General features: G+C 52.6%; 23 protein-coding genes. 12 read left to right on the plus strand and 11 right to left on the minus strand.

The features are described 5' to 3' along the window. Positions 1 to 30: 30 nt before the first annotated feature. Entirely contained in the window at positions 31 to 873 is an 843-nt protein-coding gene (locus tag ACO0LI_RS15330) for an oxidoreductase (RefSeq protein ID WP_423033408.1), read from the minus strand. Positions 874 to 1,098: 225 nt separating this feature from the next. On the opposite strand from ACO0LI_RS15330, the gene ACO0LI_RS15335 reads away from it, so the two are divergent. From ACO0LI_RS15335 to ACO0LI_RS15345, 3 genes are all read left to right on the plus strand, one after another. Then, positions 1,099 to 2,040: an AraC family transcriptional regulator gene (locus ACO0LI_RS15335; protein WP_423033410.1), complete on the plus strand. Its 942-nt coding sequence runs from the start codon at positions 1,099 to 1,101 to the stop codon at positions 2,038 to 2,040. Between the two features lie 63 nt (positions 2,041 to 2,103). Beyond that, positions 2,104 to 2,661: a hypothetical protein gene (locus tag ACO0LI_RS15340; RefSeq protein WP_423033412.1), complete on the plus strand. Its 558-nt coding sequence runs from the start codon at positions 2,104 to 2,106 to the stop codon at positions 2,659 to 2,661. A gap of 16 nt (positions 2,662 to 2,677) precedes the next feature. Beyond that, a complete protein-coding gene (locus ACO0LI_RS15345) occupies positions 2,678 to 3,112 on the plus strand; it encodes an EamA family transporter (protein WP_423033414.1) in 435 nt (144 codons plus the stop codon). Positions 3,113 to 3,502: 390 nt separating this feature from the next. Here ACO0LI_RS15345 and ACO0LI_RS15350 read toward each other — a convergent pair whose 3' ends face one another. The 3 genes from ACO0LI_RS15350 to ACO0LI_RS15360 all read right to left on the minus strand — a co-directional run bounded on the left by ACO0LI_RS15350 (position 3,503) and on the right by ACO0LI_RS15360 (position 7,303). After that, positions 3,503 to 4,522 carry an alpha/beta hydrolase gene (locus ACO0LI_RS15350; RefSeq protein ID WP_423033416.1) on the minus strand — a complete coding sequence of 340 codons (1,020 nt, stop codon included), beginning with the start codon at positions 4,520 to 4,522 and terminating at the stop codon, positions 3,503 to 3,505. 431 nt (positions 4,523 to 4,953) lie between these two features. Beyond that, complete coding sequence (locus ACO0LI_RS15355; protein WP_423033418.1) at positions 4,954 to 5,427, minus strand: MarR family winged helix-turn-helix transcriptional regulator; 474 nt, start codon at positions 5,425 to 5,427, stop codon at positions 4,954 to 4,956. Positions 5,428 to 5,644: 217 nt separating this feature from the next. Further along, complete coding sequence (locus tag ACO0LI_RS15360) at positions 5,645 to 7,303, minus strand: Tar ligand binding domain-containing protein (protein ID WP_423033420.1); 1,659 nt, start codon at positions 7,301 to 7,303, stop codon at positions 5,645 to 5,647. A gap of 422 nt (positions 7,304 to 7,725) precedes the next feature. Here ACO0LI_RS15360 and ACO0LI_RS15365 point away from each other — a divergent pair, with 422 nt between their 5' ends. The 3 genes from ACO0LI_RS15365 (at position 7,726) to ACO0LI_RS15375 (ending at position 9,109) form a co-directional block, all read left to right on the plus strand. Continuing rightward, positions 7,726 to 8,127 carry a PRC-barrel domain-containing protein gene (locus tag ACO0LI_RS15365; protein WP_422952965.1) on the plus strand — a complete coding sequence of 134 codons (402 nt, stop codon included), beginning with the start codon at positions 7,726 to 7,728 and terminating at the stop codon, positions 8,125 to 8,127. Positions 8,128 to 8,464: 337 nt separating this feature from the next. Further along, the gene (locus tag ACO0LI_RS15370; protein WP_423033422.1) at positions 8,465 to 8,866 is read left to right on the plus strand and encodes a PRC-barrel domain-containing protein; all 402 of its coding nucleotides are present in this window, start codon (positions 8,465 to 8,467) and stop codon (positions 8,864 to 8,866) included. A gap of 48 nt (positions 8,867 to 8,914) precedes the next feature. Continuing rightward, positions 8,915 to 9,109 (plus strand): hypothetical protein, encoded by a 195-nt coding sequence (locus ACO0LI_RS15375; RefSeq protein ID WP_422952967.1) that lies wholly within the window; start codon positions 8,915 to 8,917, stop codon positions 9,107 to 9,109. Between the two features lie 131 nt (positions 9,110 to 9,240). Here ACO0LI_RS15375 and ACO0LI_RS15380 read toward each other — a convergent pair whose 3' ends face one another. Further along, on the minus strand, positions 9,241 to 11,379 hold the full coding sequence (locus tag ACO0LI_RS15380; RefSeq protein WP_423033424.1) for an AsmA family protein: 2,139 nt from the start codon (positions 11,377 to 11,379) through the stop codon (positions 9,241 to 9,243). 197 nt (positions 11,380 to 11,576) lie between these two features. Here ACO0LI_RS15380 and ACO0LI_RS15385 point away from each other — a divergent pair, with 197 nt between their 5' ends. Together ACO0LI_RS15385 and ACO0LI_RS15390 are read left to right on the plus strand one after the other, a co-directional pair. Next, entirely contained in the window at positions 11,577 to 12,113 is a 537-nt protein-coding gene (locus ACO0LI_RS15385; protein ID WP_423033426.1) for a ferritin-like domain-containing protein, read from the plus strand. 94 nt (positions 12,114 to 12,207) lie between these two features. Then, positions 12,208 to 12,513, plus strand: coding sequence for a DUF883 family protein (locus tag ACO0LI_RS15390; protein WP_423033428.1), 306 nt, complete (start codon positions 12,208 to 12,210; stop codon positions 12,511 to 12,513). Between the two features lie 68 nt (positions 12,514 to 12,581). Here the strand turns inward: ACO0LI_RS15390 and ACO0LI_RS15395 are convergent, their stop codons facing one another. Genes ACO0LI_RS15395 through ACO0LI_RS15410 form a run of 4 tightly spaced genes read right to left on the minus strand, consistent with a single transcriptional unit; the run spans position 12,582 to position 16,279 of the window. Continuing rightward, on the minus strand, positions 12,582 to 13,223 hold the full coding sequence (locus ACO0LI_RS15395; RefSeq protein ID WP_423033430.1) for an ABC-type transport auxiliary lipoprotein family protein: 642 nt from the start codon (positions 13,221 to 13,223) through the stop codon (positions 12,582 to 12,584). Positions 13,224 to 13,263: 40 nt separating this feature from the next. Next, a complete protein-coding gene (locus ACO0LI_RS15400) occupies positions 13,264 to 14,196 on the minus strand; it encodes an MlaD family protein (protein ID WP_423033432.1) in 933 nt (310 codons plus the stop codon). Further along, entirely contained in the window at positions 14,181 to 15,086 is a 906-nt protein-coding gene (locus ACO0LI_RS15405; RefSeq protein WP_423033434.1) for an ABC transporter ATP-binding protein, read from the minus strand. The genes ACO0LI_RS15400 and ACO0LI_RS15405 overlap by 16 nt, the downstream gene beginning before the upstream one ends. After that, positions 15,086 to 16,279: an MlaE family ABC transporter permease gene (locus ACO0LI_RS15410; RefSeq protein ID WP_423033436.1), complete on the minus strand. Its 1,194-nt coding sequence runs from the start codon at positions 16,277 to 16,279 to the stop codon at positions 15,086 to 15,088. Before ACO0LI_RS15410 ends, ACO0LI_RS15405 begins: the two co-directional genes overlap by 1 nt. Positions 16,280 to 16,854: 575 nt before the next feature. On the opposite strand from ACO0LI_RS15410, the gene ACO0LI_RS15415 reads away from it, so the two are divergent. After that, positions 16,855 to 17,001: a lmo0937 family membrane protein gene (locus ACO0LI_RS15415; RefSeq protein ID WP_162043001.1), complete on the plus strand. Its 147-nt coding sequence runs from the start codon at positions 16,855 to 16,857 to the stop codon at positions 16,999 to 17,001. A gap of 56 nt (positions 17,002 to 17,057) precedes the next feature. Beyond that, on the plus strand, positions 17,058 to 17,924 hold the full coding sequence (locus ACO0LI_RS15420) for a YihY/virulence factor BrkB family protein (RefSeq protein ID WP_423033644.1): 867 nt from the start codon (positions 17,058 to 17,060) through the stop codon (positions 17,922 to 17,924). 41 nt (positions 17,925 to 17,965) lie between these two features. Here ACO0LI_RS15420 and ACO0LI_RS15425 read toward each other — a convergent pair whose 3' ends face one another. Continuing rightward, positions 17,966 to 19,243 (minus strand): PQQ-dependent sugar dehydrogenase, encoded by a 1,278-nt coding sequence (locus tag ACO0LI_RS15425; RefSeq protein ID WP_423033438.1) that lies wholly within the window; start codon positions 19,241 to 19,243, stop codon positions 17,966 to 17,968. 500 nt (positions 19,244 to 19,743) lie between these two features. Between ACO0LI_RS15425 and ACO0LI_RS15430 the strand changes: the two genes are divergently transcribed. Then, positions 19,744 to 20,409 carry a hypothetical protein gene (locus tag ACO0LI_RS15430; RefSeq protein WP_423033440.1) on the plus strand — a complete coding sequence of 222 codons (666 nt, stop codon included), beginning with the start codon at positions 19,744 to 19,746 and terminating at the stop codon, positions 20,407 to 20,409. A 229-nt stretch (positions 20,410 to 20,638) separates the two neighbouring features. Then, positions 20,639 to 24,124, plus strand: coding sequence for an EAL domain-containing protein (locus ACO0LI_RS15435; RefSeq protein ID WP_423033442.1), 3,486 nt, complete (start codon positions 20,639 to 20,641; stop codon positions 24,122 to 24,124). Between the two features lie 81 nt (positions 24,125 to 24,205). On the opposite strand, the gene ACO0LI_RS15440 is transcribed toward ACO0LI_RS15435, so the two are convergent. Continuing rightward, positions 24,206 to 25,030, minus strand: coding sequence for a M50 family metallopeptidase (locus tag ACO0LI_RS15440; protein ID WP_423033444.1), 825 nt, complete (start codon positions 25,028 to 25,030; stop codon positions 24,206 to 24,208). Between the last annotated feature and the right edge of the window lie 100 nt (positions 25,031 to 25,130).

The raw sequence follows: 25,130 nt of genomic DNA on the forward strand, positions 1-25,130 counted from the left end.
CGCACGGCGCACCCTACTGCGATACCTGCGTTACGCAAAATCCCCATCTGTCGATACCGACAAGACCCGCCATTGCTGCAACTCTTGCTGGTGTTTTTCGAGGCTGGCACCAACAATCTCTATCGCGTCTGAACCTGCTGCATAACGTAATGGTGGTTCTGCCAGATTGCTGATGGTTACCACAGCAGCCCCCAGTTTGACAGGGTCACCGGCTTGCTGGTGATTGTAGCTGGCAAAAGTTTCACGGCTGTTGATACCATTGCTGGCATAGTCAGCGATGGCTTTATCACCATAGCGTACCGAAGTCTGATCCAGAAAATCAGTGCGGAAGAAGCCAGGTTCAACGATGGTGATGTGTATGCCAAAGCGTGCCACTTCCAGCGCCAGCGATTCTGAAAAACCTTCTATGGCGAACTTGCTGGCGCAGTACACCGATGCGCTTTCAAAACCGGCGACACCGCCTATTGATGACAGGTTAAAGATATGCCCGCGTCTTTGCTCGCGCATCACCGGCAAGGCGGCGCGGGCCATGTTCATGCTGCCATACACATTGGTGTCGAATTGCTGGCGTATCTCTGCCGTGCTGATTTCTTCAAACAGACCCAGCTGACCATAGCCCGCATTATTGACCAGCACATCGAGGCTGCCAAACTGTGTGCAGGCTGCCTTGACGGCTGCTTGTGCCTGGGCTTCATCATTGACGTCAAGTGTCAGTGCCAGCACCTTGTCACCATAGCTGGCGAACTGGCTTTGCAGTTTGTTGATATCGCGGCCAGTGACAACGACCTTGTCGCCAGCATCGAGTGCGGCTTTGGCGATGGCTGCGCCTATGCCACGGGTGGCACCAGTAATTAACCAGGTTTTTTGTTTCATGATCTGCCTTTCAAGGATGACCGCTGATTGCGGAATGTAGCCATGATAGGCAGCCTGCGTCATAAGCTAAATGCCGGAAACTTTCTGATTCTTGCCTAATCCTATTTCTGGCAGCAATTCGGCGAGCAAAGTGCCCAGGATTATTGCTATGATGAATGCCTGTTCCTCTCTGGTCATCCATAAGCAAAACACACAAGCAAGATACAAGCAAAATATAAGCAAAACATGCAAAACAAGGACGACATCAATCAGCAACTGGCCACTATGGTCGCCACCATGGCGCAGCAGGAAGGTTTTACTGCATCTGCACTCGACTATGTGCATTTCATGCGTAGCGAGCAAGCCTACAGCCGCACGCCGGTGATGTATGAACCCTGCATCTGCATCATCGTGCAGGGGCGCAAACGGGCCTATCTGGGTGAAGCGATGTACACCTATGATGCGCGGCAATACCTGGTCGTATCTGCTCCCATGCCTTTTGAAGCGGACACTGAGGCGAGCCCCGAGCAACCGATGCTGGGCATACACCTGGGCATACAACAGACGCTGGCAGCCGAACTGGCACTGGCAGTGCAGGAAGCGCAGCAGTTGCAAACCGATGTGCCTGCCAACGCCACAATTACCCCCACCTTCATGTATGCCACCGAGGTGGATGATACCCTGGCAGCCGCCGTGTTGCGCCTGTTGCAGGCACTGGCATCACCGCTGGAAGCCAGGATACTGGCACCTGCCATCGTGCGAGAAATTTATTTCCGCATCCTCATGGGTGAACAGGGTGCAGCAATGCGGGCGGCATTGAGCCAGGGCAGTCATTTTCAAAAAATCACCCGTGCCTTGCGCAAAATACACGATGGCTTTAGCGACAAGCTTGATGTCGATAGTCTGGCGCGTGAATCGGGCATGAGCCTGCCCGCCTTTCACCTGCATTTCAAGCAGGTCACAAGTACCACGCCTATCCAGTACATCAAGGCCATGCGACTGCACAAGGCGCGCCTGTTGATGATACGTTCAGGCATGAATGCCTATACCGCATCGAATACCGTGGGTTATGAAAGCAGCTCGCAGTTCAGCCGTGAATTCAAGCGCCTGTTTGGCCGCAGCCCGCTGGAAGAAGTCAGGCAAATGCGCAATGTCTTGCGCATGCATGAAGGGGCTGGCTTGTCTTAATCAAAATACAAGGTAAAATAATCCTGTCCCCGAGCCTGTCTATCTTCAGCAAGGAGTTTCCCCATGGCGATTACCATAGTCAACAATACTGGCTACGAAGCGTTTCTCACCATCAACAAAGGCGACCTTGTCATTGCGAACTGGGCGCGTACAGAGAGTGGCCACACGCTGGAGATCCCCACCCATATCATAGGCACCATCCTCGCCAAGGCCAACTTCCAGAACCGGGAATACGTGTCAGACAGGATGCAGTTGAACGACACCGCCGCTTATATCGCCCAGATCGAGCAGGACCTGGAAAACAAATCTTATGTCTTGCGCGTGGTGGAAAGCGGCAGCAGCGCACCACCATTCATGCAGTTGTACAAGACCTGTACACCGCCAGTCAGTTTCATCATCCAGATGCATGGCCTGTTCGAGCAGGAAATCACTCAGTCACGCGGCTTTATTCCCTACAATTTGCGCAGCGGGCCCGCTTATACACTGCAAGCCGTCATCAATGGCATCACCCTGCCACCTGTGCATTTCAGTGACGAGAATGCGACGATTACAGCAGAGACGGTGCAAAATGATCCCGCCGCAGGTTTTTACAGGCTGAACGTGGCGCAATCCAAAACTTGAAAGCCAGGGGCAAACCATGAGTACATCCAACGCCTGGTTTTATTGGGCCGCCCTGTCGGCGATGTTTGCAGCCATGACCGCTATTTTTGCCAAGATAGGCATACAGGGCGTGGATTCTGACCTTGCCACCCTGATCCGTACCGCTATCATCATCGTCGTGCTGTCGCTGTTTGTGGTGTATGCCGGTAAATGGGCAAACCCGCTTGAGCTGTCTGGCAAGACGTGGCTGTTTCTGACTTTGTCTGGCCTGGCTACGGGTGCCTCATGGGTATGTTATTTCCGCGCTTTGAAGCTTGGTGATGCATCCAAGGTCGCGCCCGTAGATAAATTCAGCCTGGTGCTGGTGGCGGTATTTGCTTTTGCGTTTCTGGATGAACGGCCATCCTTGCGGGAATGGGCAGGTATAGGCATGGTGGCGGGCGGGGTTTTGTTGTTGGCGTTCAAGCGGTGAGGTTGTTGCGAATCTCTGCTTCGTTGCCGGGCATTTGTAGGGTGCGCCGTGCGCACCATTAGCACGTAGGTTGAGCCGGGCCTCGTTAGTCTATTGGGTATCAGCCCAACACTTAGCATTTGCAAACGTGTACGTCATTTGGACGCCGAGTGTTGGGCTGATGAAGCTTAGCCTAGCGAGGCCCGGCCCAACCTACAACATTGGAATTACGATTTTGTAGGGTAATGCACCGTGCGCACTAGCAGCTTGTAGGTTGGGCTACGGGTTATCAGCCCAACACTGTGCCAATGGTAAACGTATACGTTAGTCAACCGCCCAGTGTTGGGCTGGTGAAGCTTAGCCTGGCGAGGCCCGGCCCAACCTACAGAATTACCGACGTTCAAATATCCCTTACTTCAAACTCGCCTTCAACTCACTACCTGCCTGCAGCATCGCTGAGCGCACTGCCGGTACTTTAGCCAGCACATTCAACAAACCAAAATCATGAATCATGCCCTTGTAGCGCACTGTCGTGACCTTGACTCCTGCGGCATCGAGTTTGCGGCCATAGGCTTCGCCTTCATCGCGCAGGACATCGAATTCTGCGGTTTGTATCAGGGCTGGTGGCAGGCCTGTCAATTGCTCATTAGTCGCACGTAATGGTGATGCGTAAATCTCCTGACGTTTGGCTGCGTCAGTCGTGTAATTGTCCCAGAACCATTTCATCATATTGCGTGTCAGGAAGTGGCCATCAGCAAACTGCTTATAGGATTCATTATTGAAGTCGGCATCTGTTACCGGCCACAACAGAATTTGTGAACGCAGTTTGGGGCCGCCCTTGTCCTTGGCCATGAGGCTGACCACCGCCGCCATATTGCCACCTACGCTGTTGCCTGCGACAGCCAGACGACTACCATCAACCTGGATTTCCTTGCCGTGTTCAGCGACCCACTTGGTAGCGGCATAAGCCTGTTGGATGGCAACGCCATAACCAGCTTCTGGTGAAGGCGTGTAGTTGACGAAGATGGCAACCGCGCCAGATTCTGCGACCAGGTCGCGCACCAGTCTTTCATGGGTAGGATAATCGCCGAGTACCCAGCCACCACCGTGAAAATACATAAAGCCGGGCAAGGTTTTTTTGATGCCAGCCGGGCGCACGATCGTCAGTTTGATGTCGCCACCATCGACCTTGATGATTTTTTCAGATACATCGGCAGCAGGCAATGTCAGCTTGACGCCAGCCTGTGCACCGACCAGTACGCCACGTGCATCAGCTACTGGCAATTGTTCCAGCGGCTTGCCGCCTCCCGCTTCCAGCGCTTGCAAGAAGGCCTGGGTAGTCAGCTCAACACCGGGGCTGCCTGCTGCAAAGGCATTGCTGATGGAGAGGCTGATGGCTGTTGCAGCGAGCAGGGATTTCAGGTGTGTCATGGTCATTTCCTTTTCATGTTATGGCAGTGTGAGTACTGCGCGGTGACTACGTTGGGGTGCTACAAACTGGTTTTCTTTCTTCTTGCTAAAATCTTTTTCCAGACTTTTCTAGCCATGAATTTAAATAATTAACTATTAAATAGTGCGCTATATATTTGCAAAACTGCTGAAGATGTAACAAACTCCCGGGCAGACAAAATCGCCCATGCTTAAAGTGCCAGTAGCTATCTCTTCAACATCAGCCATGTCTGTAATATCCCGTAGGAGCGGCTTTAGCCGCGAACATTCAGCCGTGTCGATTATTCATAGTGATCAAGCATTCGCTGCTAAAGCCGCTCCTACGCCATCAATGCAAATCAGCACAAATAAACATAACAAACTATTAAATAGCACACTATATATTTAATATTCAAAAAATCTCTGAACTACCCTCACACATTCTTCATCAATGCCGCCCTCAGGTTCAATATCTCTTGCTTGAGGTCACGCGCCTCATCGGCTGAACATTCTGTTGCACACAAGACCGAAGTTGGCAAACTGGCTGCCTGCTTGCGTAAATCACTGCCTGCTTTGGTCAGTGATATGATGACCTGGCGCTCGTCTGCTACTGACCTGACACGGGTGATCAGTTCCTGCGCTTCCATGCGTTTAAGCAAGGGCGTCAGCGTGGCTGAATCCAGTATCAGGCGCTCGCCTATGTCATTGACGATTTGCTCATCCTGTTCCCACAAGACCATCAGCACCAGGTATTGCGAATAGGTGATCCCCATTTGCTTGAGCAATTTGCGGTACAGCTTATTCATGGCCAGCGAAGTCGAATACAGGGCAAAACAAAGCTGGTCACCGAGTTGCGGCGTTGCGGCTTGCTCTGCTTTTGCTGCTGATTTGACGTTTGCGGTTTTCATGCTTTGCATTTTAAATAGCGCACTACTTATTTGCAAGCTATTTTTAAAAATATTTTTCGATGGAAATCGCAGGACTACATGCAGGCAAGCCTGAGAAATTCTTCTTTCCTCTACGCTAGCCCCGTTGTCTCCACGGCACGGCAGGGGACTCCTGCGGCCAGCGCTGGGTGACATGACACTCGCCGGCGAAACAAACACTGCTTGCAAGAATCAGGGCTCAGGTACGCACGATACGCAAGTCCGGGCGTTTGTGTGACACATGCTCGGTCACCATTGCACTGACCACCTGCAATTGCGACTTCGCCTTGTGCCCTGCGCCAGGTTTGAATCCATTACTCAGGTGCGTCAGATGGCTGGCATGCTGTTCCATTAATTTTGCAGCTGTCATGGCGGTGCCGAGCAGGATAGCGTCCTTGCGGCTGGCATAGTCGAGATCACTGACGGCATGCCTGATCTGTCTGAGGTTTGCTTCCTGTTTTTTGCCTGCGCCATCGATTCCTGCCATGAGCTTATTCGCATGCTGCAGGGCGAACAGCAACTTTTCTGCATCGGCATTGTTCTGGCTGGTCAGCCTGCCAGCGCGGTCAAGGCTTTCCCATGACTCATTGAGCAGGTTCTTGATTTCATGCACGGCACAGGCAGCGCCTTGTGCAAGGCCGCGCACTTCAGATGCGACGGTGGCAAAGTGCAGATCGCTGCCCTCAACCCGTTCTGCCACCTCAACAGCCTTGCCTTCTACCGTACTCCTGAGCACTGCGGTATCAAGCTGAAAAACAAGTTCATCTATGACCTGGATGTTGGTGTCCAGCTTGTCCCAGGCATGCCGCAATTCTGTCATGGCAGCCATTGCCCCGCTGCCCGCCTGCGCTTTTTTATTGGCAAGTTCGCTGGCTTCGTCAGCAAGCTGCATTGCCTGGCGCGCCTGCTCTGAATTCTGGCGTATAGTTGTGCTGAGGTCCCGGGCGGCCAGGCTAATCTGCGTATGCGAGGCGGACTGCTGATCCATGCGTGAGGACAGTTGCGCATTGCTACTCTGTATTTGCACGGATGTCCTGACAATGCTGCCAGTATGGAGATGCATGTCCTTGCCGATTTTTTCCAGCCCTCTTTGCAGTTGCTGCAGTGAGGCCAGCAAACTGGCATCGTCATGCACATCTGGTGTGATACTGACAGCATAATCACCATCTGCTATTTGTCTGGCTATTTGCGCTGCATAAGCAGGCTCACCGCCGAGCTGCTGGTAGATCACATGGATGAGGAAATAAGCCAGTGCTGCTGACAGCGCCAGGCCCAGGACTATGGCGGCCCACATCAGATTGCTTATCCTGGCATAGTCAGCCTCGGCGCTGCCGTATTCTTTATTGAGTGCATCAAGTTGCAGGGTGCGCAAGCTGTCCATGGCGCTGATGACGGGGCCATTGAGTTTGTCTGCAGCCTGGTTGATTTCGCGAAGGCTGGCCATGTCTGCGGCCTGCATGGCCTTGATCGCGGGCAGGGTCACGGCATGCTCAAAGCTGAGCCGTGCTGCACTGAGTTCGTCAGCTTTTTTCCTCGCATCCGTGGACATGGGGAGTGTTGCAACATCCAGCCATAACTGCTCTATGGTACGACTGTCGTGTTCTATGGTATCGGCACCCGTCCTGAGTTTTCCGGCATCCGGCTCTGCCAGCGCTGCCAGGATGGCGTGCCGGTTTGCCAATAATAATTTGTCCATATTGGCGAGTTTATAAAGGCCCAGGCTGCGCTCTTCATGGCTACTTTTCAAGCTGTCATGCGAGGCTTTCATCGCATACAGACCTGTCAGCCCCAACAACAGCATGAATGTACTCATGATACCCATCACCAGCATGAGTCTGGTTTTCAACGTCGTCTTCATTGCCCTGCCCCGGTCGCGAAACTATATAAATAAAATAGCAAAATCAAGTATCAAATGTCCTGCACGCTGAACTCTTGTCATGTTTTTATTTTTTTGACGCGATGCTTGCCGGAATTTATTTACTGCATTAGACCGAAAGGTATAAGAGAATTGCCTGATGGAAAACCGTATTTAGCAATGTTTGACCGTATGCAATATGAATTCACATTCCTGCAGAATTATCGTCGTCAGTATCTGCATAAACTGTGCTCCACGGCTTGTTCTTTCAACAAATTGGCCAGTGAAGGATCAGGTCAAGGACAAGCATGCGAGGATATATTCAAAATTGCTGTCAAAAAGTTCTTCTTATGTGTGCTATCGAACTGTTAAGAATTGCATGTGCGCGCATGCTCTGTTCTCTACTCACCCAGAAGGACAAGATAATGATTGATACTACTTCAAGTACTTACATCCCTAGTGACCCAGCCAATGGTCATAAAGGTCCAGGCCCTGAACTGATGGGTGCCAACACTCTTACGGGTAATAATGTAGTCAATCAGGCCGATGAAAATCTAGGTGACATCAAAGAAATCATGCTGGACATGCGCACTGGCCGTGTTGCCTACGCGGTCGTGGCTTTTGGTGGCATTCTGACCATAGGCGAAAAACTGTTTGCGGTACCGTGGTCTGCACTGACGCTGGACACTATCAACAAACGCTTTGTCCTGAACATAGAAAAGAGCCGTTTTGAAAATGCGCCTGGCTTTGATTCTGATCAATGGCCAGATATGGCAAACCAGGCCTGGGCAGATTCCATACACAGCTACTACGGCATGACCGTTTGACTGCATGACGAAGCGCTGCAGGCACAGATCGCAGGGGTCAGGATGACGACCCTGGTCTATGAACAGCAGCATTTCGTTTTTGTGGATGATGAATAGAATAAATGAATAGAATAAATTGGCGCTACAGGCTAAGGCTTTTGTGGCGCCATTTTCGTTAATGAATTACAAATTTTCATTGCAAGACTCATAGATTGTTTCCCACAAGGTCTCTCCTTGCTTATCTCTTTCCGGTAGTTCAAACCGGCGCTAAAAATTTATTTTCTTTGTGCGCTATCGAACTGATCACATCCATTGCCACGCACATACTGAAAGCTCCAATGCTTTGAAGGAAAAGATAATGATTGATATTAATTCCAACATTTACGATACAGGCCAAGGCAACAATGCGCATAAGGGCCCTGGCCCTGGTTTGATGGGCGCACGTACTCTGACAGGTGACAATGTCGTCAACCACGCTGATGAAAATCTGGGTGAAGTCAAAGAAATCATGCTTGATACTCATACCGGAAAGATAGCCTATGTGGTCGTTGCTCACGGCGGCTTGCTGGGTATAGGCGAAAAACTGTTTGCCATACCGTGGTCTGCGCTGGCGCTGGACACAGTCAATAAACGCTTCATCTTGAACATAGAGAAAAGCCATTTCGACAGTGCGCCTGGCTTTGATCCCGACCAATGGCCAGACATGGCAGACGAAATTTGGGTGGATTCAGTGCGCGCCCATTACAGCACGAAAACATGAAGTGATGATGAGCTAATAAGCTAACAATCAAGAGAACAGGAGAACACCATGGATTACACAGAAATGCAATTTGCCTTCAAGGTATATGAAAAAGCCCTCAACAAGCGCAGCCGTCATCTGATACGCACGCCGGAATCGGTACGCGAAGCAGAAGAAGCAAAATACACGCTGCAAATGGCCGTCAATGATGTGCTGGCCGAGACCCGTGAAGTTGCCAGCATGATCAGGAGCAGCAGGTATTAAATAACTTACTGAAGTAAAGCTGAAGCAAGTTGTTAAAGTAACTTGCTTCCTCCCAAAAAAATAACAGTCTTTTTGCAAAGACTGTTATTTTTTTATATTGATTCCTTGTATTGCAAGCTTAATTCACAGGTTCACTTTTTCGCTGTTTTGAGTAAAGCCTCACAACCGCTGGGCTGATCCGGCCCGGCACTTACCAGGGGCAGTAGCGCGGCAAATGGGGTCAGCAAGGCCAGACCTATGGCACCGCCAGCACGCAAGGCCATCACGCCCTTATCGACCGACACTTGTGGATGCAAGAATGAGCCGCGCACATATAAAGGTGCGCGCAAGGAGAACACACGCAAGCCTTTGCTATTGGGTTTGATGGTCAGGTCCAGATCTTCCTTCTGCAAATTGATACTGCCGCTGATATCGATCAAGGCTTCGTCGGTATCAATAAGGAAGCTGCGTGCATTCATTTGCCCATCGGTCACGGCAAAATCAGCAAGCATGCAATTCAGTTTGACCTGCTTGTCACCGGACAGGCGGGTCAGGATGATATTGCCTATATTCAGCCCCATTTCTTCCAGCAAGAGTTTGCTGACCGAGCCATGGTCTATCATGCTGCTGAGTTCACCATTCGAAGACCCGAGCAGGACAGCTACGGAATTGCCAGTGGCAGTCAGATTACCGTCAGCATTGATCTCGCCTACTGTCAGCTTCGATGCGGCCAGTGTGGGGATAAATTTTTGCAACTGTATATGCCTGGCAGTGAGCCGCATTTTTGCCCGTATGGCATGCGCCTTGGTCTCTTCACTGTCCTCTTCATTTACTTTGTTCTTGGCACCGCCACTGCCATCAAGGGTAATGAATGCCTGCAATTGGCCACCTGCCAATTCAAAACTCAGTGGCTGCATGGTGATGACACCATCCTTCAGTATCAACCTGGTTTGCAGTTTGTGTATCGGCAGCTCTTTCTGGCGTATCAGTTTGTTGGCGCTCAGATTGACGTCTGCATCAATACTGCGCCAGCGTTCGGTACGGAAATTTTCTACCGGCAAGATTTTGTCCGTTGGTTGGACCGCAGCCATGCCGCGCTTGGCCTTGCTGGCATTGGAGTCGGCACCGACCAGCGGTCCCAGATCGGCAGATTGCAGTACTTGGGAACTCATATTGCCTTGTAACAGGGGGCGCTGTTTGTCGGCCCTCCTGGTCTGGTAATCAAGACTGCCAGCGAGGTCGCTGGTGCCTACCTTGCCTGTGAATTTTTCATATTTCCAGTGATTGTCGATTTTGCCCAGGGTCGCACTGAGGCGGCCTGCTGTGCTGTATGCCGGGGTCTCAGGCAAGACCAAACCTGTCAGCGGATACAGGCGCGCCATGCTGTTACCGGTGATCTGCAATTGCATATCGACTGCGGCCAGCTCGCTGGGTTTGGTGACACTGCCTTCAACACTAACCTTGGTCTGGCCCATTTGCACTTGCGCCATGATGGGGAAAGGCTGAGTCTGGTGCTGCAGACTCAGGATAGCACCCGCCTTGCCGCTGCCAGTGACGGCTTCACCATATAGCTTACCCTGTAGCTTCCAACTGATACCGTAATTGGCTTCTGTGGCCAGGCTCTCTATATCGACATTGATATCAGCATGGCGGATGGCATCCACATAATGCAGCTTGCCCTTAGCAAGTACCACCCTGCGCAATTCCAGCCGCCATGGGGACGCACTGGTACTTTTTTTGAAGGTCCAGTTATTGCTGCCGTCAGCAAAGCGCTGCAGTGACAGACTGCTGTCCTGAAAGCGCAGCAAGGGTACCTCAAGACGTTTGTCGAGCAGAGCCAATGGGTTCAACGAAAACGAGACCTCATTGATCTGCGCCATGTCTTCTTCTACAGGTGTCACGGCTACGGGTTTTACGTTGTTTTTTTCTGTGACTTTTTCTGTGACTTTTTCTGTGACTTTTGCCGTGGCCTTTGATGCCGCATCCTTAGCATCCTGGCCATCTGGCGGCTGGCCTATATGGATATCTTGCGCCTGAAGATGTGGCCACGGTATTTTGCCGCGCCAGCCTGTCGCGGTCTCAGGCCCGCTGAGTTGTTTTTCCCAGCTGAGTGCCAGGTTGCCACGTATGCTGAAAGGCCGCCCCATTGCTTCACTAGCGCGCTCGTTGAGCCAGGGTTTTGCGCGGTTCCAGTCCATATTGAGCAGGATCACCACGGCAACGGCAAACACGACGACGATGCCAGAAAGTAGCCAGAGGCTGATACGCAATATTTTATTGTTGGATTTCATGGATGATCTTTTTTTTTGCCAGCCTCAAGACTACTGCAAATTGGTATCGCTCTATGTACGCCAGCGTACTGAAATCATCGTGGCACAGGCTTATAAAGTAGGCAAGGCGAAAGAATTTGCTTCAACTAGCTGTCTTTCACATCCTTAATAAACTTAATTCAAGGGTATTTCAAGCTTAATTTAACAGGAAAAACATCATGCATGAAATCAATAGCAATCTACGCAATGGCATGGACACCGCAGCCATCCGCGCAGCAGCCAGGAATCTTGATGACGGTGCAGTGACCAATGGCTATCAAGGCAATCGCGAAGAAGTCATCGCCATGCTCAATGGTGCACTGGCTACCGAACTGGTCTGCGTGCTGCGCTACAAGCGCCATTACTACACGGTGTCTGGCATACACAATGGTCCTGTCAAGGCAGAGTTCCTGGAGCATGCGGCAGAAGAACAGGCACACGCCGATTTGCTGGCAGAACGCATCGTCCAGTTGAATGGCAAACCTGACTTCAACCCGGCTTCGCTGACTGAGCGCAGCCATGCCGAATATGACGATACCGAAGACCTGGCATCAATGATCAAAGCCAACCTCATCGCCGAACGGGTCGCCATAGAATCCTATCGCCAGATGCTGGCAAAAATCGGTGACAGCGATCCGACGACAAGGCAGATGCTGGTCGGCATCATGGCAAAGGAAGAAGAACATGCAGATGACATGAGAGATCTGCTGGAGTAAACAGCAACAGGAATATGGCAGCACCCTGGCAACAAAGTGAACAAGCAGTCTCAGACACTAAACCCTTAATTCCCTCTAGATAAAGGAAACTATCATGCTCGAATCTGACTTCAAATCTGTCAACAAAGACATCAAAGTATTGCTCAAAGACGCACAAGGCCTGTTTACTGCAGCGGCTGCACTGACCGGCGAAAAAGCCGATGAAATGCGCGCACGCGGCATGAAGATGGTCGATACCGCCATGCAGATGACACAAGATGCACAGCAATCCGTGATCGCTGCTGGCAAACAGGTGGCGGTAACTACCGATAACTATGTCAAGGAACACCCATGGGGCACGCTGGGTACTGCCGCTACAGTCGGCCTGCTGGTAGGCTTGCTGTGCAGCCGCAAATCCTGAAATCCTGAACGGGCAAGCTCTGGAGATTCTCCAGAGCTTCTGATTCCCTCATCAAAAGCAGCCAGGTATCAAGGCTGCTTTTTTCTTGTCTGCGCTGCCAGCGTAATCTGTTCTACACAAAATACCCGCAATTGCTGCAAGACCTGGGCTACCGCCTGATTGCTGGCGAGCACGCCGCCATAAGCATCTTCGCTTGTCGTGGCAATGCTGATACTGAATTCACGCCAGGCAATGACCTGTTGGCTCTGGCGGTCTGACAAATGGGCGCGCAGCTTGAGCTGGACGTGGCTGGGTTTGCTGCTGAAGTCCTGTTGCAGGCTCAGCAGCTCCAGGTCCAGGCGGTAAGTCGTCAGCGTCGCATTGGGGGCCTGCAGAACAGCCTTGAACATGCCGGTCGATTCCAGAGCTGTTGCCACAAGGGGCATGAGCATCGCAGCGGGTGGTTTTTGCCACTGGCTTTGCTGGAATTCTTCTACCTGAAACGGCTGGCGCGTGTAAAGCATGCGGCTGGTATCAAAGCCGGCTGCCGCACGGATATTGCCAACCAGGATACTGGCTGTCACATTGGCGGGTGCGACTGAACTGCCGGGTGCGCTTGCCTCAAGCCGGTAAACTGCCACTGGTGGCACATTTGCAGGCTGCAGGGCCGAACAGGCCGTCAGGGCGAGCGCCAGGACAGGTATGAGGCTGCTTGCGGGTAAGTGTTTCATGGTGTCGCTCCCTTAGTTTCGCATTTAGTTTTATTTAGCTTCATTTGGTTTCGCCCGGCCCTGCCGGTGGTGCTTGCCGCCCTCTGATCAGGCTGCTGGGATTATGTTCTGTCTGCTCTATGAGACGGGTCATGGAAGCGGACAGCGTAGTCAGCTCCGCCATCAATCTTTGCAGGTCTGGCAAGGTATCGCTGCTCAACTGGCGTACACCGCCACCAAATTCATCTGCGGCTTTTCTGGTGCTGTCGCTGGCCTGGCCAGCCTTGTCGGCCATGCTGGCAAGGGCATCGGCGCTCTTGCCTACGCGCTGGAACAAGCCATCGATCTTGGCACTGGCCTGGGCGGTATTGGCAGTGGTGATGGCAGCATTGCTGATGGCCATCCGCATGGCATTTTTTTGTGAAGCCAGAGCATCCATGACGGCTGAGGTGTCATGCAGGATTTTGCCAAAGGCGGCACGGTTTTCATCATTCAGGACAGCATTGACATTGGCGGCTGTACGGTCAAGATTGGCCAGCACTGCACTCAGGACATTTTCCAATCTGGCACTCAGGGATGGTTTGGTTGGTATCTGCGGATAAGTCTGGCCTTCCCTGGCCTGCAACAGCGGCGCTGTCGGTGAGCCGCCGCTTAATTCTACATAGGCAATGCCAGTCAGGCCCTGGGTTTTGAGCACGGCCAGGGTATCAGTCTTGATAGGGGTACCGGCGATGATGGAGAAAACCAGTTGTACCTGTTGTGGATTACCAGGGTCAAGATTGATATTACGCACCTTGCCGACATTCACGCCCTGGTATTTGACTGGCGCATCCAGGTTCAGGCCTGCCACCGATTCACTGACGATGGATTGATACAAAATGGTTTGCTGGCGCTTGCCGAGCCCGACTGACAGCCACAGCACGGCAGCGATCAGCAACGCGCCCAGGGCCAGGACAAAGGCACCGACGGCGGTATAATTTACTTTGGTTTCCATGGGTTTTCCTGTGTGTGCTGATGTTGATTTTCTTGTTGATTCAGTTGCTTGTTTTCTTCATTCCTGGCATCGCCTTCATGACCTGATTTCTGCTCAGATTGCTGCTGTGCCGCCCGGCCACGGGCGCCATCAAAATAATCGCGTATGACGGGGTGCTGCAGTTGCGATAATTCTTCCATGCTGCCTACCGCGAGCACCTTGCCTTCGCCCAGCACGGCAACTCTGTGTGTGACTTGCCATAGCAAATCCAGGTCGTGGGTAATCATGACGATGGTGGGCTGGTATAGCTCATGCAAATGACGCAGCAGGCTATCAAGCCCACCGGCACTGGCCGGGTCGAGGCCAGCGGTTGGTTCATCAAGGAACAGGAGTTCCGGGTCCAGCGCCAGTGCCCTGGCCAGTGCCGCCCGCTTCAGCATGCCGCCGCTTAATTCAGCCGGATAAAGGCCGGCAGCCTCCGGCTTCAGACCACTGAGTGCCAGCTTCAGGGCGGCGACATCATTGATGCTTTTATCATCGAGCTCACTGTGTTCACGCAAAGGCAGGCCTATGTTTTCTGCAACGGTCAGGGTGCCGAACAAACCACCTTTTTGAAACATCACGCCGCAGCGCTGTCGTAAAGAGCTGGCCTGCTCATCGCTAACACCGGCAAGATCCAGGCCCAGCACTTTGACCGTGCCTGAATCAGGCTTATGCAACAAAATCATTTCACGCAGCAAAGTTGATTTGCCTGATCCGCTACCGCCAACGATAGCGAAAATCTCGCCACGGCGTATCTGCAGGTCCAGGCCTTGATGCACGATCTTGTCGCCAAAGCGGGTGCACACTTGCTCCATGTCGATGGCGTATTCATACTCTTGCGCCGGGTTGGTGGACTGGTTTGCGCTCATTAAAGTCCCAGCAAATTAAAGATGACCGAAAACACCGCATCCAGCACGATGACAATAAAAATCGCCTGCACCACACTACGGGTAGTCTGGCGGCCGACGCTGTCGGCATTGCCCTTGGTGCGGAATCCTTGATAGCAGCCAATGATGACGATGATCATCGCAAACACCAGCGATTTACCCAGGCCTATGAGCAGGGTCTTGAGCGGTATTTCGGTGGCAAAGCGATCGATAAATTCATGCATGCCGACATCAAGCTGGCTGGCCGCCATGAGCATGCCACCGATGATGCCGATAAGATCAGCAAACAGGGTCAGCAAAGGCAGCGCCAGCATCAGGGCCATCAACTTGGGCAGGACCAGCAGTTCCATGGGTTTGATGCCCAGGGTTTGCATGGCATCGATTTCTTCTGTCACGACCATGGTGCCTATTTGTGCCGCATAGGCAGAACCAGAACGCCCGGCAATAATGATAGCAGTGATCAGCGGGGCAAATTCTCGCAGCATGGCGTAACCCAGCAATTCAACGACAAAGATATTGGCGCCATAATGCTTGAGCTGGTCAGCGCCCTGGTAGGCAATGACTATACCGAGCAAAAAAGAAGTCACGCCAACGATGGGCAGCGCCTCAAAACCTGCCAGCTGGATATTGTGCAAGATAGCGCGGCCACGCCAGCGCCGCGGGTGCAGCAGCACGCCCAGCAGGCTGACAGCAGTTTCACCGATGAAGGCGAGCAGAGCCAGATTGTCCTTGAATACCTCCACCGTAGCCCTGCCGATTTTCTCTAGCCTGCCCGGTGCTTCAACGACGGGACTGGTATCCTGCGGCAGTGGGCCCAGCCCATCCAGCATTTGCTGGTATTGCGCTGGCCAGCCTTGCATGCTGATCTGCACACCGCTGTCACGTAATTTTTTCAAGCGAGCTTGCAAGACCCAGGCCGTGATGCTGTCTATCTTTTGTATTTGTTCTCCGTGCAGCTCGACGCTATCTGGATGCCGCATGAGCAGGCCATCAAGCTGGCGCATGACGTTGCCGAGCTGGCAGACTGTCCAGGTACCAGAAAATTGCAGTACGCCAGGCGCAGTTTGCAGGATGCGTGCAGGCATGCGGGCCGGATCATTGGCAGCCTCACGGCTGATGACTTTGCTTGCCACCTCAGTGACAGGTTGTATGGGACTGGTAGGAGCAGCAGGCATGATGGATTCTTTTTATTTGCACATATCCAACAGCTTGCCGTTTTGCAGAGACTTGATCTGTGCGCTGGCGTACTCAGAGAGAACAGACGATGAGCAGACGATGAGCAGGCGATGAACAAACAAGCACTTACCCAAAACCACTCCAGCGACCCATTACAGTATTTGTATGAAGATTTGCATTTTCATGCGCCTACCTTGTGGGCCACCGTTTGTGCTGGAGTGGTCTTGCGTAAATGCTCTTTTTTCATCCAGTTTATTCACTGCGCTTTTTGATCAGATTTTGTCAACAAGCTCATCAGTAAGAATTAACTGACATCATGATGGCAATTTTTCTCCCCTGCGTCCGTGCGCTGGCGAACAGACGTTGAAGTGGCCGTGCATCACGATGCAGATGTGCTTCAGACAAAAAAATAGTGAGCAAATTGTTGAGTAGCAGGAGAATCAAGAACAGCGTCAAGAAGAGCTTAAAAAAGAGCTTCAACACGCTTCAAAACAATTTGTTTATCTGTCTGGATGCAGCATTCTTAAACCCTGTGCCTGAGCATCAAGCTTGCGCACTCTTAAAGGAAAAAATCATGCTCTATACCATCGCTGTTATTTTATTGATCATGTGGCTGCTTGGCATGGTGTCGGCTTACACCATCGGTGGCTTTATTCATATCCTGCTGGTCATCGCTATCGTCATGATACTGGTTCGTGTGATCCGCGGCGAGCGACTCTGAAGCCTTTGCTCTCCACACTCGGGTCGCTGCTGAAACGTGGCATTTCCCTGCCACTGCTGTTGCCGGACATCGTCCGTATTCTGCAGCGTACCCTGAGTGAATGGCTACGCCACCGCGCCGCTAGCAAGGGCGCGGCACTGGCTTTCTACACGCTGTTTTCGATGGCGCCTATTCTGATACTGGTACTCGCCATTGCCGGTTTTTTCTATGGCCAGCAAGCAGCACAGGGACAGTTATTCCATCAGTTGCAAGGCTTGGTCGGGCACACCAGTGCCGAGGCCATACAGGCCATGCTGGCGGGTGCACGCAATGAATCCGAAGGACGGTTGGCAACCCTGATCGCCAGTGGATTATTGCTGGTGGGTGCCACCAGTGTCTTTGCCGAGCTCAAGGAAAGCCTGGATGAAATCTGGCAAGTGCCACGTAAAACCGACAGCAGCATCTGGAATTTGCTGCGTACCCGCCTGCTCTCATTTGGCCTGGTGCTGGTACTGGCATTTCTGATGCTGGTGTCACTGGTCATCAATGCCGTACTGGCGGCGCTTGAGTATTACTGGAGCGGTAGCCAGATTGCTATTTCCCTGGTGTTCCTGCCTCTGTCCGCAATGACCAGCTTTGCGGTCATTGCCAGCCTTTTTGCGGTGATCTTCAAGATGCTGCCACAAGTGCGGCTGTCGTGGAATGATGTCTGGGTGGGGGCGCTGGGCACGGCCGGCCTGTTCCATGCAGGTAAATATGCGATAGGCCTGTACATAGGCAATAGCGGTGTCGCCAACAGCTTTGGTGCAGCCGGATCAATGATCGCGATCTTGTTGTGGGTGTATTACTCGGCCCAGATTTTCTTGCTGGGTGCAGAATTTACCCGTCAGTATGCGTATGCTCTCGGCAGTTTGCAGGATCAAAAGCAAACTGCCACAGCGTAACAACATTCTATAAATACCCTGCTGTAAGAGTACCACCTGACTTATTTTGCAGTCACTCTCCAGATAATATTACCGACATCGTCTGCTACCAGCACTGCACCCGCAGTATCCACAGCGACACCAACAGGGCGGCCTCTGGCCTTGCCATCGGCAGTCAGAAAACCTGTCAGCACATCTTGCGGGGTGCCTGCCGGTTTGCCATTGACAAATGGCACGAAGATGACTTTATAGCCGCTATGCGGCTGGCGGTTCCACGAACCATGCTGGCCTATGAAGGCACCACCTGCATAACGCTCTGGCAGCATTTTTGCGTTATAGAAAGTCAGGCCAAGCGACGCCGTATGCGCACCCAGGGCATAGTCAGGGGCGATGGCTTTGGCAACCAGATCAGGCCTGGGCGGTTTCACACGTACATCCACATGCTGGCCAAAATAACTATAGGGCCAGCCATAGAATGCGCCGTCAGTCACCGAGGTCATATAGTCGGGCACGAGGTCATTGCCAAGTTCATCCCTTTCATTGACTGCAGCCCACAAAGCCCCGCTTTGCGGTTGCCAGGACAGGCCATTGGCATTGCGCAGACCGCTGGCAAATACACGCATGCGGCCAGTGGCGATATCAATCTCATGAATGGCCGCACGGCCTGCTTCCTTGTCCATGCCATTTTCGCCGACATTGCTGTTCGAACCTACCGAGACATACAGGCGCAAACCGTCGGGGCTGGCAATCAGGTCCTTGGTCCAGTGGTGATTGATTTTACCGGCGGGCAGATCAACCAGCTTGACGCCGGGCGCGGTGATCTGTGTCTGCCCGCGCTGGTAGGGATAACGCATGATGGCATCGGTATTGGCGACATACAGATAGTCACCCACCAGCGCCATGCCAAAAGGAGAATGCAGGCCTTGCAGGAACACGGTACTGGTCACGGCTTTGCCCTGACCGTCCATGCCGCGCAGCAGTGTGATGCGGTCAGCACTTTTTACCTCGGCTCCGGCAGATCCCTTGACCAGAGATTCTGCCCATTTCTTGACACGCTTGAAGCCGCTGACGGTATCGTGGACTGCTGGTGCATTGCTCTCAGCCACCAGCACATCGCCATTAGGCAAGACATGCAGCATGCGCGGGTGATCCAAGCCATATGCGTAAGCAGAGACAGCCAGGCCATCTGCGGCGACAGGTTTCTCCCCTCCTGCCCAGCCTATGGCCTTGGCAATATTCACAGTGGGCAGCAGTTTTTTATCCGGTTCAGGCAAAGTGGGCTGGCTGCCAAAACCTGGCGCGTCTGCTGCAAACACAGTTGCCAGTACGCAGCTTTGCATGCTTAAAAAAACGCAAGTACGGAGGAGGTGTGAGTGGGGACGGTGGCGCTTCATGGCATGCTCCTGGACAGAAACTGTGTTTCAACTATGCCCGGCGATGTTCAACCATGAGCAACTTTGAGCAATATAGAAACACCGACCTATCCTGGATGTCTGTTCGTCATCTCACATTGATGACATGAAGAAAAACTCCTATTGTGTAATCACAAGGCTAGGCGAGCCAGCTACGGCCGAGTCAGGAGAATTTTGCTCATCTCTCATTAAAAGTATAAAAGGAATAACAAATTACCTTTTAGTTATTGAAATTACATTACAGTTGACCAGAATCACAGCTAAATCCCGCCACTATTTGGCTTCCGACATATTTGCTTACAAATGTACATAAAGTGTCACTCAATTAATATTGTTAAACAATGTAAACTTGATAGTATTGCTGCTGGTAAATAGATTTAGAGATGGCGAGCTAGCCAGAAGCTAGGATTTGACCATTTTTTTTGCAAATGAACACAGCATTTCTACACGTAGTAAAAGACCCGGAACTGGCCAGAGATTTGAGCCGGATTGCGGATGATTTTGACATACTCGGTTTTTTCCATCACTTTGGCAGCTCCTGTTTTGGCATGTCAGCCATGCTGGCACAGATACTCACAGCTAAAGGTTATCAGGCCAAAGTACAGGGCTGCTATGGCGAGATCAGGCAGGGTAATGACGTTTTCTACTTAGGCTATCAGGGCTTTGCCCATCAGGGACAAAAAGAAGGCCATGCAGTTTGTCTGGTGGAAGATAAATACCTCATCGATTTTGGCCTGGGCTCACTCAAAAAGCACTATGCAGCCAACTTCAGGCCTGCACTGGTCAGCCCGCTGCACAGCAATGCCGGCGGGACTGGTGTGATTGCCCACCTGTCACTGGACGATGGCAGTGATATGGTCTGGCGCACCGACTGGATTTCCCCCATGGTAGAGACTGAACTGCTGTCGCAGGCAGCGGCCGTGCAAAGGGTTGTGGCGGTATTTGATGACTTTCAAAGAAACCGTGTTGCCCATCTGGTCAAAAAGCTGTTTATCGATAAAGATGCTTCTCCCGCAGACCATGAATTGCTGGTCATGCGTCATCCCCATGGAGAAGTCATCAACACACTGACACCACAGCAACGCGTCGCCTGAGCTGCTGTAAATTTCCCTCTGGACTTCCTTTTGAATTGCCAGTGCAACTCAGCACTGACTAAGCACTGGTCAAGCCATGCAGAGATGGTTAAGATCAATACAAATCATCTCTCATTAAATCAAATCTTGCCGCAAGTCACCTTTTGAAAAGGATATAGTGACAGCTTCATGTTAAATTATTGATCTCAAACGGTTTTTCATTCCAGACCCTGCCCTGTGGGAAAGCAAGATGACAGAAACGCGTGAAGACTTACCAGCACCGGCGCAAGCAGCGCCTGCGAGGTCTATACGCAGTTATTTGCTGATGCTGGTACTGGCCATCTCTTTGCCACTGCTGGTGGTGATGGCATTTGGCATTTACTACGATTTTCAGCAATCGACCAATTTCACCAAGACCACCCTGAAGACCATGACCAGCGTCATGATCAAGAACACCCACAGCAAGCTGGACCAGGCGCACAAGATCATGGCGGGGGTTGCCAGCCTGCCGCTGGTGAAGCAATTACAGTTACAGGACTGTCCTGAAAAAATGACCAACCTGGCCAGCCTCGACCCCGCCTACTCACGCCTGGCCATCGTCGATCTGCAGGGCACTATCCTGTGTAGTGCCCGCGACATCCCCGCTACCGTGGTCAAGGATATGATCAACGTTGCCGAGTTTGCAGAGACCGTCAAGAGCGGGCACCTGACTATCTCAACACCACACAAGGTACAGGCGTCGTCCCCGTGGAGTACGATCATGAGCCTGCCTGTGCATAATCAGACAGGCCAGATCATCGCCGTAGTGGTCTTGTCGCTGGATGTGAATTTCTATGATCCCGGCATTCCTGACGAGTTCTTGCCAGAAGCCAGCCGCTTTGGCTTTTTCAGGGATGATGGCATTCTGGTCTGGCGCAATTTGGACCCGGATAAGGTCATAGGCACCCGCCCAAATTCTGAAGCCGCCAGGCGTATCGTTACCACACGGAAAGGCGAATTCGAGAGCCTGGCAGTAGATGGTGTGACGCGCTTTTTCTCTGTCATGCCCATGCCTGAATATGGCATGATCGCCTTTGTCGGCGTACCGGCAGACACCATCTTTGCCCAGGCCAGGACGCGTGCTGCCGAAGCCATTTTGCTGGCTGTGATGATGATCAGCCTGCTGTGGGCCGTTGCACGCGCTTTCGGTCAGCGCATCACCAGACCCATGACCTCACTGGAAAGGGTTGCCCGTGCGGTGCAACGCGGCAACCTCAGTGCCAGGGCCAGCCTGACAGGGCCTGGCGAATTGCAGGCAGTGGCGAATGAGTTCAACCGCATGCTGGCTGCACAACAGCATAGCGATGAATTATTCCGCGCCTTTCTTGACAATAGCGCCATCGTCGCCTGGATCAAGGATGAAGAGGGCCGCTACCAGTTTGTCAGTGATAATTTCTTGCGGCGCTTTTCTTTCCAGGCAAGCCAGGTCATAGGCAAGACGGATCACGACATTTTGCCTCCACAGATTGCCGACAGCTATCGTGCCAGTGACCTTGCCCTGCTCGCCAGTGGCGAACAGAATGAAGCTATCTGGCCGTCAGATAATTCTGATGAAAGCGTCAATTGGTGGCTGGTCAACAAGTTTGTGTTTACCGGCTCGGACGGCAAACGCCAGCTTGGCGGTCTGGCGGTGGATATCACCGAACGCAAGCGCATGACCGACCTTGATGAGCTGATATTGCAAACCGCCATGGATGCATTCTGGCTGGTCGATAAGAATGGCAATCTGCAAGCTGTCAATGAAACTGCCTGCAGCATGATGGGCTACAGCCGTGAAGAAATGCTGAAACTGAATGTCGATGATGTCGATGTACTCGATGAATATGAGGGCAAACTGGTACATGACAGACTCGACAGCGTACGCCGCGCCGGTGCCCAGCAATTCGAGGCTAGGCACAGGTGCAAGGATGGTCATATCATCGATGTAGAAATCTCGGTGCGCTACCTGCCCGGCCAGGAATTGTTCCCGGCTTTTGTACGAGATATCACGACACGCAAGCAAGCCGAGCAAAGCCTGCACCTGGCAGCCACCGTGTTTGAATCGCATGAAGGCATGTTCGTCACGAGCGCCAACAAGATCATCCAGCAAGTCAACCGCGCCTTCACCGAGATTACCGGCTACAGCCGTGAAGACGCAATAGGACAAAGCCCCAAGATTCTCAATTCTGGCCGCCACGACCAGGATTTTTTTGCCGACATGGATGTGCATCTGGGCATGAGTGGGTCCTGGCAAGGCGAGATATGGAACCGCCACAAGGATGGTCATATCAGCCCGCAATGGCTGGCCATTACCGCCGTGTATGGCCGCAATAATGAATTGCTGCATTATGTCGGCACCCTGGTCGATATCTCCATGCGCAAGGCGGCAGAAGATGAAATCAAGACCCTGGCCTTTTATGACCCGTTGACCCGCCTGCCCAACCGCCGCCTGCTGACCGACCGCCTGCAACAAGCCCTGCTGGCCTGCGCCCGCAGCGACCGCAAGGGCGCGTTGATGTATATCGATCTCGACAATTTCAAAACCCTGAATGACACCCAGGGCCACTACAAGGGCGACCTGCTGTTACAACAGGTATCCGAGCGCCTGACCAATTGCGTACGCGAAGGCGACACGGTGGCGCGCATAGGCGGCGACGAGTTTGTGCTCTTGCTGGAAAACCTTAGCGAATTGTCCCATGAAGCAGCCAGCCAGATAGAAATGGTGGGCAAGAAGATACTCACTGCATTGAACCAGCCGTATGACCTCGAAGGCTATGAATGCCATAGCACGCCCAGCATAGGCGCGACCCTGATTGCCGATCACGAGAATGGCTATGAAGAGTTGATGAAGCAGGCTGACCTCGCGATGTATGCAGCCAAGACCGCAGGCCGCAATACCCTGCGCTTTTTTGACCCTGCCATGCAGGCCGTGGTCAGCTCACGTGCCCAGATGGAAAAAGAATTGCGCGATGCCTTGCGCGAACAGCAATTGCGCCTGTTTTACCAACCCCAGGTTGGCCGCGATGGAGAGTTGCTGGGAGCAGAAGCCCTGGTGCGCTGGCAACACCCGCAACGCGGCATGATCTCACCCGCAGAATTCATCCCGCTGGCTGAAGCCACCGGCCTGATCCTGCCACTGGGCCAGTGGGTCTTGCGCACCGCCTGCATGCAATTACTGGATTGGGCCAACGACCCTGCCAGTGCGAAACTGACCATTGCCGTGAATGTCAGTGCCCGCCAGTTCAGGCAGATCGATATCGTTGAACAAATCCTCGGCATATTGCATGACACCGGGGCCAACCCGCAATTGCTGAAACTGGAATTGACAGAAAGCCTGCTGGTCGATGATGTAGAAGAAACCATCATCAAGATGGAGCAACTGAAAGCCGCCGGCCTGTGCTTCTCTCTTGACGATTTTGGTACGGGCTATTCTTCCCTGACTTACCTGAAACGCCTGCCGCTGGATCAGCTCAAGATAGACCAGTCCTTCGTTCGCGATGTCCTGACTGACGCCAATGATGCTGCCATCGCCAGGACCATCGTCGCCCTGAGCCAGAGCATGGGCCTGTCCGTGATTGCCGAAGGCGTGGAAAGCGCCGAGCAGAGGGATTACCTCGCCAGCCAGGGTTGCTTTGCCTACCAGGGCTATCACTTTGGCAAACCAGTCCCTATTGCTGACTTCAACACGGCCCATCTTGATCAGCCTGGTCTGCCCTGATCTTGCGGTAATGGCTTAAGTCAATGATAAGTCAGTGAAGTGCAAATGCAACGACTGACGCGGCTGACACGATGGGCCAGGCTAAGCTGGTTTGCGTAGTGCCCGCCCTACTCCAAGGCCCAGCAAAGCAAAATTCAATACAGCAATCAGCGCCGCAAAAAATACAAACACCAGCCAGGGCAAGCCCTGCACGCTGAAGGGTGAAAACAGCGCCGCAAATTCCCTTGCATCTGAATACATGCCATTGCGCAAGGCTTCATACTGGAAGATATAGCTGGTATCACTGAAGGCCGAGTAACACATGACGATGCCCAGACATTGCAAGACCAGCCGCTGCCAGGCGTCTGAGGCACGCATCAGCATGACAGTCATCAGTATCAGGCTGATAGGCAAGATCAGGCCCAGCAAATGCGTGGCATGCCATTGCGCCAGTATGGGATAAGTGCTGCTGCTCATGAATACGGGCTTGATCATGTAATAAGCACCGCAAATAAAGAACAGCAACAGGATCAGGTATGCTATCCGCAACTTCCTGGCCCGGGTCGAAACCATCAGCAAGATGCTGCCAAACACCGCTGGCCCCAATAAACCGCCCAGCAAGACCAGGCCTTGCCAGCCACCGCTGGTAATGGCCGCACCGCCATCACCATCCATCTGGAACCAGTAAAACGAACCTCCACTGAGCAGGCTGGCCAGCCCGTGCCCCATTTCATGCACGAATACCCCCATATAGCGCAGAGGCGCAGTCAGCCAGTACAGTAAATACGCCTGGACAGGCAATAGCAGCGGCAAGACTATCCACAGCAGAAAAAACAGCGCCATCAACGACAGCAACATGCGCCTGTGCCCCAGGCCGCGGTTACTGGCACCTTGTTGCGGGTCATACGGCGTCTGCTCGGCTGCCATGGGTATTCCTGATGAAAAATATTGGCAATAGTGTAACCCAAGATACTTATTTTCCCAGTGCATCCCCGCCAAGCCATGCATGAAAATGGCAGTAGTTCAG

The sequence above is a fragment of the Undibacterium sp. Tian12W genome, from assembly GCF_049339405.1.
GTDB lineage: Bacteria > Pseudomonadota > Gammaproteobacteria > Burkholderiales > Burkholderiaceae_D > Undibacterium.